Here is a 12,026-nt window from a genome sequence, read left to right as displayed (position 1 = left end):
GATTGTTTTCTGTTGCTGGGGCGGAGATCTGAATGACTGAGAAGGTAAGAGATCAGGACAAGACCCACTTTGGTTACAAAGATGTCAATCCTGATGATAAAGAGAAGCTGGTGGCGGGTGTTTTTCACTCAGTGGCTGATAGCTATGACGTGATGAACGACCTCATGTCAATGGGTGTACACCGGCTCTGGAAGCGTTTTACCGTAGAGCTTTCTGCGGTTCGCAAAGGTCATCAGGTTCTGGATATTGCCGGTGGTACCGGCGACCTCACAAAACAGTTTTCCCGTCTGGTGGGCGATACGGGTCGGGTCGTGCTGGCTGACATCAATGAGTCGATGCTCAGGGTTGGGCGTGATCGTTTGATTGATCAGGGCATTGTCGGGAATGTTGAGTATGTCCAGGCCAACGCCGAGTGCCTGCCATTCCCGGAAAATACGTTCGACTGCATAACTATTGCGTTTGGCCTGAGAAATGTGACCGATAAGGACGAAGCACTGCGCTCTATGTGCCGGGTCCTGAAGCCTGGTGGCCGTCTGCTGGTTCTGGAGTTCTCAAAGACTAACAATCCTTTGTTAACCAAAGTCTATGACGCTTATTCCTTCTCCCTGTTGCCGGCGATGGGTAAGCTGGTGGCAGGTGACTCAGAGAGTTATCGCTACCTGGCCGAGAGTATTCGCAAGCACCCGGATCAGGAAACCCTGAAAGCCATGATGAAAGAAGCCGGTTTTGTGAATACCACCTACCACAACATGACCGGCGGCATTGTTGCCCTGCATAAAGGCATCAAACCCTGATTATCATGAAGACGGCATTTCTGGCGTTTGTGGAGAACCGGATCAATCAGCTGTTTAAGCTCGATCCCGTTACAGCCGGGGCTTTAAAGTCTCTGGACGGCAGCGTTGTTCATCTCATTGGTCTTCAGCCTGATTTTAACTGCTATGTTTTTCTGGACGCCTCAGGAGTCCGCTGTGCTGGCTGGCATGAGGGCTCTGTTGATGTCACTCTGCAGGGGCCATTAAGTAGTTTTATAACGCTTGCCGCTGATCGAGACGCTTCCTGGGATGCCATCAGAGGGCTAAATGTCTCGGGTGATCAGAAAGTTCTGGAAGCGCTGCAATCTACCCATCGAGGGATGCAGCTCGACTGGGAAACCCTGATCTGTGAGCAAGTGGGTCCAGTAGCAGGGCATTCACTGGCTGAAGGGCTGCGCTTCATAACCTCAACGCTGACAGGCTTTGGAGAAACGCTTCCTGGCCAAGGGGCCGCTTATCTTCAGTACGAATTGGAGCTGGTGCCCTCAGAGTCTGAAATCGGTGCTTTCAGTCGTGAGGTTACCGCTCTGAGTGAAGCTGTGGAAAGCTTGAGCAGACGTTTGAACAAAACTTGATGGGAAAGCTGACAAGGCAGCCTCGAGCGCAGAACAGCCCCTTTGTGAGTTAAGCAAGCGAGTTGAGCAAACAAGAGTATCGCGGGAGAAAAGGGTGCTGCAGTTAACCCGTTTAATAAAAATTGTTGGGGCTATTGCCCGCTACAGGCTGGACGATCTGGTCGAGATCGACTGCCTGCCTTTTCCTGCCAGAGTTCTGATGCGACTCCTTCCCTGGCGATACTTTATCAAGAACAGCGACCCTAGAGCCGTCCGACTCAGAAAAGGGCTGGAATCCCTGGGACCTATCTTTATCAAGTTCGGCCAGATTCTGTCTACCCGTCGCGACCTGTTGCCTGAAGATATCAGTGATGAATTGGCCCGACTGCAAGATCAGGTGGCGCCTTTCCCTGCGACAGAGGCCGTAGCCATCATTGAACGAAGCCTGCAAGCCCCGGTTTCAGAACGGTTTGACCGCTTTGATCACGAACCTATGGCTTCTGCGTCCATAGCCCAGGTGCACACTGCTCGACTGCATAGTGGAGAAGAAGTGGTGGTTAAGGTGATACGGCCTGGCATAGAGAAGGTGATCCGCAAGGATATTCGGCTGATGTACGGCTTCAGTCGTTTGCTGGTCGCGCTTGTAAGAGAAGCCAGAAGGCTCAGGCCAATAGAAGTGGTCAGGGATTACGAGAAAACGATTCTTGATGAGCTGGATCTGTTGCGGGAAGCTGCCAACGCCTCTATGTTACGCAGGAACTTTATCGACTCACAGTTGCTGTTTGTTCCCCGAGTCTATTGGGATTACTGCAAACCTTCAGTGATGGTGATGGAGCGAATTTATGGTGTGCCTGTTGCTGATACAGATACCCTGAAGGCGAAGGGTACCGATATGAAAAAACTAGCGGAAAGAGGTGTTGAGATCTTTTTCACCCAGGTTTTCCGCGACCGGTTTTTCCATGCCGATATGCATCCGGGGAATATTTTTGTCGATATCTCTAACCCTTCTGAGCCAAAATATATAGGTATTGACTGTGGTATCGTCGGTACTCTGGAACCTGAAGATCAGTATTATCTGGCCTGTAATCTGCTGGCCTTTTTCAAACGGGATTATCGCAAGGTCGCCCAACTGCATGTGGATTCAGGCTGGGTTCCTTCCCATACCGTAGTAGGTGAGCTTGAAGCCGCTATTCGGACAGTCTGTGAGCCTATATTTGAACGGCCATTGAAAGATATATCGTTCGGGCATCTGTTGGTCAGATTGTTTCAGGTTGCACGAAGGTTTGAAATGGAAGTTCAGCCCCAGCTGGTTCTTTTGGAGAAAACGTTACTGAATGTCGAAGGTCTGGGCCGACAGCTTTACCCGGAACTGGATTTGTGGAATACAGCACAGCCTTATCTTGAGAAATGGATGAAGGATCAGGTCAGCCCCTGCGGAATCGGCCGCTCAGTACATGATAATATTCCCGACTGGCTGCTGAGTGCGCCTAATATGGCCAGAAATGCTCTGCACAGCGTTAAACAGTTTTCGGAGCATCAGCGAAAGCTGATGGCCATACATAATCGGGCAGACCGGCGAACCGACAAAAGCAAGTGGTTGGGTGGGGTATTGGTTGTACTGGCCGCTACTGTTCTGGTGTTCCCTGAATGGTCTGCACAGCTTCCCTGGCAGGGAGTGTTAACGGGAGGAGCCGGGGTCTGGCTCCTGATTCGATAGGATTGGAGATAAGTAGCATGAGTTGGTTGGATGACGTTCGCTGGAACAGTGATGGTTTGGTGGCCGCGACAGCCCAGGATCATCAAACCGGCAGGGTGCTGATGCAGGCCTGGATGAACCGGGAAGCCTTGGCCCTGACCGCTGAAGAACAGCAAGCAATATACTGGTCACGTTCCCGGGGCAAGCTCTGGCGTAAAGGTGAGTCATCCGGTCATGTGCAGAGACTGCATGAGCTGCGGCTGGACTGTGATGGCGATTCTGTTCTGCTGGTGGTAGAACAACTTGGTGGAATAGCCTGTCACACAGGGCGGGAATCCTGCTTCTATCGTAAGTTGACCGAGGACGGTCAATGGTTAACTACGGATGAAGTTCTGAAAAGTCCCGATGCCATCTACGGTGAAGACAAGAGCGGAAGCAGCGATAATGAATAACATCCTGGATAAGTTGGAAGCTGTGCTGGAAGAACGCCGTCAGGCCAGTCCGGGCAGCTCCTATGTTGCCAGTCTGCATGACGCAGGTATGGACAAGATCCTGAAAAAAGTCGGTGAAGAGTCGGCAGAAACGCTGATCGCAGCCAAAGCGGCAGAATTTGGCGGCAGTCTTGATGATGTGGTTTACGAAACGGCGGACCTCTGGTTTCACTCTCTGATCATGCTGTCCCACCTGGGGCTGAGCTACAGAGAAGTTCTTAAAGAGCTGGAGCGACGCTTTGGTCTGTCTGGCATAGAAGAAAAGGCCTCTAGGCAACCCTCCTGAGTGAGGAAAAACCGGATATCCGGTAGAATAGTATTGATCATACGGCTGCACTTGCAAGAGGGCAGTTGTTAATGTTTCCAGGGGATGTTGGCATAGTGGCTGGCATTTCCCGGCCAGTCTGAAAGGAGGGTGCATTATGGGGTTTGGTGGAATCAGTATCTGGCAGTTGCTCATTATCCTGCTGATTGTGGTGATGTTGTTTGGTACCAAGAAATTGAAAGGCCTGGGAAGTGACCTGGGGGGGGCCGTAAAGGGATTCAAAAAAGCGATCTCTTCTGACGAAGAACAGAAGCCCGGGCAGTCTGAGAACAGTCATCAGAAAAAAGAGACTGAAGATACTCAACGTAAATCCTGAGTCAGGTTGCAGGCCAGTTTGCCTCTTCCCTGTATCAGGACAGGATAAACTGCTTTTACGTTCAACACGTTTTTGAGATACCTTTGGAGATAAAGTGTTCGATATCGGTTTCACAGAGCTGCTTCTTATTGCTGTGATCGCTCTGGTCGTTCTGGGGCCTGAGAGGCTGCCGGGTGCGATTCGAACCACGGCCTACTGGATCGGCAAAATTAAACGCAGTTTTCAGTCTGCCAGGGAAGAGCTGGAAAAAGAACTGGATGTCGATGGCATCAAAAGACAGATTCATAACGAACAGGTTATGAAAGAGTTGGAAAAGACCCGCTCTCAGGTGGCTGAGTCGATCAAGGAGCCATTGGAGACATTAAACAAGTCCATTGAGCCTGGTACAGATCGCGATGAAAAGGACTCTGGTGGCATTAAAAACAGAGCTCAAAACGAAACTGAAGAGAAAAAAGACAAGAGCGCATGAGCGAAGATGGAGCCAACAAAGAACAGCCTCTGGTTCAGCATCTTGTTGAGCTAAGGAGTCGTTTGCTGCGCAGTTTTGCAGCTGTGCTGGTGGTATTTTTGGGGCTCTTCTATTTTTCCAACGATATTTATCGATTCGTTTCAGAGCCCCTGACGGTGCATTTACCCGAGGGTAGCACCATGATTGCCACCGAGGTAGCTTCGCCCTTTCTGGCCCCCTTCAAGCTAACCCTGTTTGTGGCTTTTTTTCTGGCGGTTCCGTATATTTTGCATCAGTTATGGGGGTTTATTGCGCCGGGTCTTTATAAGAATGAGAAACGGTTGGCTATTCCCGTACTGGTAGCCAGTGTTCTGCTTTTTTATCTGGGGATGGCCTTTGCCTATTATGTGGTCTTCCCGATTATCTTCTCTTTCTTTACTACCGTCGGACCCGAATCGGTAACGGTGATGACTGATATCAATCGATACCTCGAATTTATACTGAAATTGTTTTTTGCCTTCGGCATGGCTTTTGAAATTCCTGTAGCGACATTAATGCTCGTGTGGAGTGGTATTTCAACGGTAGAAAGCCTTTCGAAAAAACGCCCCTACGTCATCGTAGGCTGCTTTGTTATAGGTATGTTGCTGACTCCCCCTGATGTTGTTTCCCAATCCCTTCTGGCCATTCCGATGTGGTTGTTGTTTGAAACCGGTCTGTTTTTCTCCAGACTTCTCATCCGGAGAACGTCAGATTAAAGTTGGGATTTCTCTCGCTGTTGGGCTATTGTGTGATTCCTGCCACTGAAATGACTCGCCCTGCTTTGACTAAGTTGAATGGAGGGATGACATAACTTTCAGGACGCATATGGATAATCTTCAGAAGACACCGCAGGACGACAGTATTCTGCACCATCTCAGGATGGCTGCGATCAGTATTAGCAAAGCAACTTTTCTGGCACTTGGCAAAGCCCGGGCTTTCTGTCGGAGTGTCGTTGCAGTGCTGATTCCTTCCCGTCTGAAAAAAAACCTGGATCCTTTTAAACCATCTGCGTCACCTATGAAACAGCGCTCCATAACAGCTATGGAACCCCAGAGGCTGTCAGCATTACTAAAAAGCTATTCATTTCCGGAGGTGGATGCATTCAAGGACGATTTCAAACTCCGGGTTAGAGATGTTATGGATGATATCGTTGCTATTGAAGGCGATAAAGAACTGGAATTATACGAGGAAGTAAAGAGCAGCCTTCTTCAGAGAATTGATGATTGTAAATCTCTGGATGAGATGCTGGTGTTATTGAATGATGTAGTACCGAAGCCCTATCTGAAGAGGCTGTGTATGAGCTTCCTACAGATTGGGCGGGAAACCGGGGCCGATTTGGGACTGTCAGAACGGGGCCATTTATGGCTGGAATCCATGATTCAAAATGAATCGTTTGAAGGGCTAAAGGAAAATCTGTTTCAGCTATTGAAATCCGAGCTGGGTCAATCCACTGAATGGCTGGCGGAAGGTTTTAAACAATATACAGCGAAAGAGCGCAGTCTTTTGCATTCGATTCAGACGGTCGAAGATGTGCCAGAAATGGTTTCACGTCTCGATAACCACTTTGAGCATTGTGAACAATATGGTTACCTTCTGAAACTGAAAGCACTGGTGGAGCAGGCTGGATTTAAGCGGGGAGCGTTTAAGGTGCGGGCCCCGCTACTGGCTGCTGGTTATGAACTGGGTGTATTTAAAGAGACGTTTTTCCCTCATCTGGAATTGATTCATAAGAATGAAAGTGAACAAATAGACAGTCGATCCGGCCTGATAAAAAATCAAATCAGTGCCCTGGCCCTGAATGTCATGAAGGCCAGCAATATCAATGACGTATTTGAGTTGATCAAACAGGAGGCACCTTCAAAATACGCGAAAGACTTGCTGACTGCCTTCAAGGAAATCTGTGAGGAAACCGGCGATAACTTACAGCTGGATCCATCCACAAGACAGTTTCTGGAGGATCGTGAGAACTGCGCTGAAGACACCTCTTTAGATTTAAACTGGAGTCATGTGTCTCAAGACTTTGAGATGGTAGCCAAGCTGAAGGCAGGCCTGATCGGTGATATTGACACTATCATCAAGGGAATATCAGACGAATGTTATGCGAAGGCTGTTCAGGATAAGGTAGTTGAAGAGGGCGAGTCTGCCTCGTCAGAAAAAAAATACGTCTTCGTTTCATATGCCGAGGTTAACCCCGAGGATCTGCCCGATGTTAAAGCCCTGAGAGCACTCAAGGCAAAGGTAGAGCTCTGTGATTCTTATGAAGACATGATTAAAGAGTTGATCAACCACGCGCCTGAAAAATACACCAGACCTTTGTTGCATGCACTGAAAGAAATCTATGGAAAACTGAAAGAGTCTAATGAGGAACTCTCTGATTCAGAGGAAGTTTCACAAGCTCCCGATTTTGTGTCTGATAGCATACATGAAATATCTCCCCCGGTTGAGGTTGACGAATTAAAAGACTTTGAGGTGTCTTTAGATGATGCGCAAATACTCAATAAGGCTCGTGATTCCGAAAAAAAATATAATTTGAAAAACGTATCTATTGGGGATCAGTTAAAAATAACAATGTTAAAGGCGCCCAATAATTCTCAAGGGGAAGAGGTGTTAGATGATAAGCAAGATATTTTGTGTGATTTTTTATTTCAACGAGACATAAAAAAAGTTTTTAAAATAAAGATAAAAGGTAAAGAGTTTGCTATTTCCGTGCCGACGAAAAGTTATGAAGCGGGGCATTGGCCTACTGTGTTAAAGGAAACACAGTCAACAGAACGACTCAGGCAGCTAGGTTTTAACACGCTCTCTTTTCATAAAACCGTTCTTGTCGAGATAGACGGTGTGACTGTTCCCGCCACAGTTATGCCTTTATTTGACGATCTTGATGGCCAGATTGCAGATCATAAAAACGCCTATGTTCTCGATTCGTTTATAGACGACATTGCTTTTATAGATCAAAGTACTGGAGAAAAGTTCAAGGCTGAAGAAATTCCTGACGAAGTGGCGTTTTGTGGTGTACTTCAACATGCTATTGAAGACGCAGGCATATTGGTGAAGAATAAAATATGTCTGGACTCTGGCTCAATTAACTATCAGATACTCGAGTCTGGTGATGTTAAGTTGTTTTTGTCCGATTTTCCAAGAGGTATAATCGAAACAAATTACACACATATGGATTTATGCAAAGCTTATGCTTCTCACTTGGTAGATGCTTTTGTTCGGTGTCTTAGAAAGCAGGATTGCATGAAATTTGAGACAGTCCATAAAAACCCAAGATTCAAGCAAAAATTAATTGAGTTGATCGATCTGGCTTCCAAGGGGGAGAGAACCCCTAGACCTCCCAGGGAGTCAAGTTGACTCCCTGCAACGGATCTTCGATAAAATTAGCCTTTCGTTAAGGGCGCTTTATCTGGAAAATGCAGGTTTCTTTTCTGACTATTGATGCTTCCCGATATGAACCTGCTGTTATTGACTCCCACCGATTTTATTTCTGAAAGCCGCGTCAGGCTGACGGGAAGATCTCTTCAGCATGTCCTGAACGTTCATCGCTCTCAAGCGGGTGACAGCATCAGAGTAGGGATGCTGGATGGAGAAATGGGTCAAGGCGTTATTGTTTCTCTGACGGATCAGGCAATGGAGTTGGATGTCTGTCTGGATCAAAAGCCTCCTGAACCTCTGCCTCTGACGATTCTGCTGGCTCTCCCGCGTCCGAAAATGCTGAAAAGAAGTCTGCAACACTTGTCGTCTCTTGGGGTTAAGAAAATCATTCTTATGAACAGTTACCGGGTCGAGAAAAGCTTTTGGCAGTCGCCCTGGCTGACAGGAGAAAAAGTCCGCGAACAGCTTATTCTGGGGCTGGAGCAGGCAAGGGATACGCAGCTCCCGGAAGTTATTCTTGAGAAGCGCTTTAAGCCTTTTGTTGAGGATCGATTACCCGCCATTATGGACGGCAAGCGTTGTCTTGTCGCCCATCCTTCAGGCGGAGTCCCATGCCCTCATCAGGTCGATGATCAAGTGGTTCTGGCGATTGGGCCTGAAGGTGGATTTATTCCTTACGAAGTGGAAAAGCTGGAAGAGGCAGGGTTTGACCGGATTCATCTGGGCTCAAGAATTCTCCGGGTTGAAACCGCTGTCACAGCGATTACCAGTAAATTGTACGACTGAATGGTATTTTACACTGACCTGCGGTTTAGGTATGTTGTAAGAAAAGCCTTCCCGTTCGCAGAGTGAGTGTATGGATACACAAAGCGACTTTTCATTTCCAGTATTGAGCCATTGTTCAAAATCTCTGGCTTTCTTGCTTTTGTTTTTCCTCAGCGGAAAACTGACAGCCGCTGATAAAGGTGCTTTACTGGATGAGCTCTATGATGACGCTCAGCTGGAACAGCAGCTTGGTTGGGTGCTGTCCAGCATGACCATTAACCAGAAGGAATATTCACTGCCTCCGGAAGTGGTGAGTACGGTTAATCAGGTCGTCAAGGTCCGCTACAGTCCCGATCTTTTCAAATCTTCCATGGAAGCGACTCTCGATGAAGCGTTAAGTATCGGTGAATTACTGAAACTTTTGGACTGGTATAACTCGGCACTGGGTCAAAAAATTCTGCGCTTGGAAATGGAAGCCAATGATCCTCGCAATGCAGAGCGTATGCAGGCTTACATTCAAGAAAAATTATCCACTGAGTTACCTAGAACCAGTCGTGTTCGTCTGATTGAAGAATTGATGGAAACTCTGGATGCGGTTGAACTGGGTACTGAGCTGGCTGCCAGTGCGTCGGTGGGAGCCAAGCGCATACTCCATGAAGTCATGCCGATCAATGACGGACTTCCTTTAAGACCGCCTGAGGTGCTCAAGGCAAGGGAAAAGCCGATCATTCGTAAGGGGATGAACGATCATATGAGGTACGTCTATCTCTATACCTATCGAAGCTTGCCAGATAGTGAGATTCGCGACTATCTGAATTTTGCCCGAAGCTCTGCCATGCAGAATTTTCAGCGTGGTCAGATCCTGGCTATAGCCCGAATTCTTTAAGTCATCTCCTGAGGGTCCACGTCCAATGTCCAGCGAAGGTCTTTCGGTAATTTCATGGAATCCAGGTGTTTGACGGCAATATCCAATAAGCGATGCAGAGAAACACGCTGGTAACTCTGCAATAACAGCTGATAACGATAACGCCCCTGTCTTTTTTCCATAGGCGCCGGGATTGGGCCCAATACTCTGACAGAGCCTTGCTGGTGGTGGTTTAATAAAATATGCCTGAGACTTTTTAATAAATTTTCCCCCGCTGCCGCCATAGATGACTCTGTTCTGAACAGGGCCAGATAACCTTCAGGTGGCAGCTTGAGTTGTTTTCGTTCGATCATCAAGCTGTCTGCAAAGCGACTGTACGGCTGGCTGACCAGCATCTGCAAAGCGGGATGCTGAGGGTTATGAGTTTGGATAATGACATGCCCCGGTTTCTTTTCCCGGCCTGCTCTGCCAGCGACCTGAAGGATCAACTGTCCGGTTTTTTCCAGCCCTCGGAAATCGGAACTGAACAGCCCGGAATCGGCATTGATGATTGCGACCAGAGTAACATCGGGAAAATGATGGCCTTTGGCCAGCATTTGAGTTCCCAGAAGTATGCAGGGTTCGCCAGTTTGGACCCTATCCAGAATCTCTGAAAGCGCATTTTTTCGACGAGTCGAATCTCTGTCCACCCGAATCAAAGGAATAGTCGGGAATATTTGCTCCAGAATTTGTTCGCACCGTTCGGTACCCTGACCTGCAGGCTGAAGGTTTTTACTGTGGCATTTTGGGCATGACCAGGGAATAGCAGTTTGGTAATCACAGTGATGACAATGCATATGAGGTGGCGTGCGATGCAGTGTCAGATGGGCATCGCAGTGCGGGCAATCCATGACTTCACCACAATCATGGCAGATCAGGGAGGGGGCGTAGCCTCGGCGATTCAGAAAGACCATGACCTGTTCGCCCTTATCCAGAGTTGACTGCATCCTTGTTATCAGGCCCTGGGCAAAACCTTCATGGAGTATTTGCTGACGGATATCGAGTAGTTCCAGAGTCGGTGGGCGGGAATGTCCTGCCCGGCTGCTGATCTCAAGATGGCTGTAACGACCTTTCCTGGCGTTCACGAGGGTTTCCAGAGAAGGGGTGGCGGATCCCAGGACAACCGGGCAGTCTGCTATTTTTGCCCGGTATATGGCCAGATCCCGCGCGTTGTATCTGAGGGTGTCCTGCTGTTTGTATGAGTTGTCGTGCTCTTCATCAACAATAATTAATCCCAGTTTGGGTAGAGGCGTAAAAATTCCTGAGCGGGTAGCAATCAATACCCCGGCTATGGTTCGGCTGGCAGCTAGCCAGCCCTGCAAACGTTCGCCATCACTCAATCCGGAATGAAGGCAGGCCACGGGGACAGAGAACCGGCTGCGAAATCGTCTGACGGTTTGAGGCGTCAGACCGATTTCAGGAATCAGAACAAGCACCTGTTTACCGGCTTTAAGAGTAGCTTCTATGGCCTGGAGGTAGACTTCCGTTTTACCACTCCCGGTGACACCATCCAGTAAAACAGGGTGAAAAGTGAGGCATGCCAGAATGCCTTTCAAGGCGAAAGCCTGTTCAGTATTCAGGTTCAGCGGTTCCTGTCTTAGCGGGTTTGCATACTCAGTGAAATGTTGGTCAATCCGCTCAACTTCGTGTACGACAACTCGTTGTTTCTTTTGCAACTGGGTGAGAATGGTTTTACTGATACCGACTTCCCGAAGTTCTGGCTCTGACAGACCTTCAGGGTATTTTTCCAGCCATTGCAATGCCTTGAGTTGTTTGTGAGCTCTTTTCAGAGACTGGGTGATGGCTTCATCAAGTGGAGCGGTGAGGCTCCAGAGTGCTATTTTTTCCCGGGTTGCAGGTTTTCCCTGTCGGAGAGCCTTGGGCAATGCCTGAAGCAGGGTTTCTCCCAGACTGTAATGATAATAACTGGATGCCCATCGGCAAAGTTGCATTATGTCTCTGGGGATTAGAGGGCTCTGGTCTGGAACAGCAGAGACTTTTTTGAGCTTTTCTCTGGGATAATCGGATTCAGGCTTAATGGCTTCGATTATGCCAACCAGCTTTCTGGGTCCAAATGGAACCTGAACTCTCATACCCGGTTGCAGGTTTGCCTCACTATCCGGAGGAAGATAGTCGAACATCTGCCTCAATGGGGTGGGTATGGCGATGCTGAGATAATTATCGTCACATGAGGTCATGAGGCTACTTTTAATGGCTAATGGCGTCAGGAGCCTTCGGACAGGCTCCCGCTCAGTTTAACCTGAGTTGCGGTTCGGTTGAAATGTACGGTCAGTGAAATAC

The 12,026-nt window shown here is 48.3% G+C and carries 12 protein-coding genes; 11 read left to right on the top strand and 1 reads right to left on the bottom strand.

What is annotated here, in order from left to right; genetic code table 11:
* Positions 1-32 precede the first annotated feature (32 nt).
* The 11 genes from ubiE to ACOJUN_RS01475 all read left to right on the top strand — a co-directional run bounded on the left by ubiE (position 33) and on the right by ACOJUN_RS01475 (position 9,707).
* A complete protein-coding gene (ubiE, locus tag ACOJUN_RS01525) occupies positions 33-794 on the top strand; it encodes a bifunctional demethylmenaquinone methyltransferase/2-methoxy-6-polyprenyl-1,4-benzoquinol methylase UbiE (protein WP_422134920.1) in 762 nt (253 codons plus the stop codon).
* Between the two features lie 5 nt (positions 795-799).
* Positions 800-1,387, top strand: coding sequence for a ubiquinone biosynthesis accessory factor UbiJ (locus ACOJUN_RS01520; protein ID WP_422134919.1), 588 nt, complete (start codon positions 800-802; stop codon positions 1,385-1,387).
* Positions 1,388-1,481: 94 nt separating this feature from the next.
* Positions 1,482-3,083, top strand: a complete 1,602-nt coding sequence (gene ubiB / locus ACOJUN_RS01515; protein ID WP_422134918.1) for a ubiquinone biosynthesis regulatory protein kinase UbiB — start codon at positions 1,482-1,484, stop codon at positions 3,081-3,083.
* A gap of 17 nt (positions 3,084-3,100) precedes the next feature.
* Positions 3,101-3,514 carry a phosphoribosyl-AMP cyclohydrolase gene (gene hisI / locus ACOJUN_RS01510; RefSeq protein WP_422134917.1) on the top strand — a complete coding sequence of 138 codons (414 nt, stop codon included), beginning with the start codon at positions 3,101-3,103 and terminating at the stop codon, positions 3,512-3,514.
* A complete protein-coding gene (locus tag ACOJUN_RS01505; protein ID WP_422134916.1) occupies positions 3,507-3,839 on the top strand; it encodes a phosphoribosyl-ATP diphosphatase in 333 nt (110 codons plus the stop codon). The genes hisI and ACOJUN_RS01505 overlap by 8 nt, the downstream gene beginning before the upstream one ends.
* 136 nt (positions 3,840-3,975) lie before the next feature.
* Positions 3,976-4,194 carry a Sec-independent protein translocase subunit TatA gene (gene tatA / locus ACOJUN_RS01500; RefSeq protein WP_422134915.1) on the top strand — a complete coding sequence of 73 codons (219 nt, stop codon included), beginning with the start codon at positions 3,976-3,978 and terminating at the stop codon, positions 4,192-4,194.
* Positions 4,195-4,288: 94 nt separating this feature from the next.
* Positions 4,289-4,663 (top strand): Sec-independent protein translocase protein TatB, encoded by a 375-nt coding sequence (gene tatB / locus ACOJUN_RS01495; protein ID WP_422134914.1) that lies wholly within the window; start codon positions 4,289-4,291, stop codon positions 4,661-4,663.
* Positions 4,660-5,397, top strand: a complete 738-nt coding sequence (gene tatC / locus ACOJUN_RS01490; protein ID WP_422134913.1) for a twin-arginine translocase subunit TatC — start codon at positions 4,660-4,662, stop codon at positions 5,395-5,397. Before tatB ends, tatC begins: the two co-directional genes overlap by 4 nt.
* A gap of 109 nt (positions 5,398-5,506) precedes the next feature.
* The gene (locus ACOJUN_RS01485) at positions 5,507-8,035 is read left to right on the top strand and encodes a hypothetical protein (RefSeq protein ID WP_422134912.1); all 2,529 of its coding nucleotides are present in this window, start codon (positions 5,507-5,509) and stop codon (positions 8,033-8,035) included.
* A 96-nt stretch (positions 8,036-8,131) separates the two neighbouring features.
* Entirely contained in the window at positions 8,132-8,842 is a 711-nt protein-coding gene (locus ACOJUN_RS01480) for a 16S rRNA (uracil(1498)-N(3))-methyltransferase (protein ID WP_422134911.1), read from the top strand.
* Positions 8,843-8,912: 70 nt separating this feature from the next.
* Positions 8,913-9,707 (top strand): DUF2059 domain-containing protein, encoded by a 795-nt coding sequence (locus ACOJUN_RS01475; protein ID WP_422134910.1) that lies wholly within the window; start codon positions 8,913-8,915, stop codon positions 9,705-9,707.
* Here the strand turns inward: ACOJUN_RS01475 and ACOJUN_RS01470 are convergent.
* Positions 9,704-11,923 (bottom strand): primosomal protein N', encoded by a 2,220-nt coding sequence (locus ACOJUN_RS01470; protein WP_422134909.1) that lies wholly within the window; start codon positions 11,921-11,923, stop codon positions 9,704-9,706. The genes ACOJUN_RS01475 and ACOJUN_RS01470 overlap by 4 nt on opposite strands.
* Positions 11,924-12,026: the final 103 nt, after the last annotated feature.

The sequence above is a fragment of the Endozoicomonas sp. ALD040 genome, assembly GCF_049275945.1.
GTDB lineage: Bacteria > Pseudomonadota > Gammaproteobacteria > Pseudomonadales > Endozoicomonadaceae > Endozoicomonas_A.
Note: the sequence above shows the minus strand (reverse complement) of the source record. Positions and strands in the feature narration are given on the sequence as shown.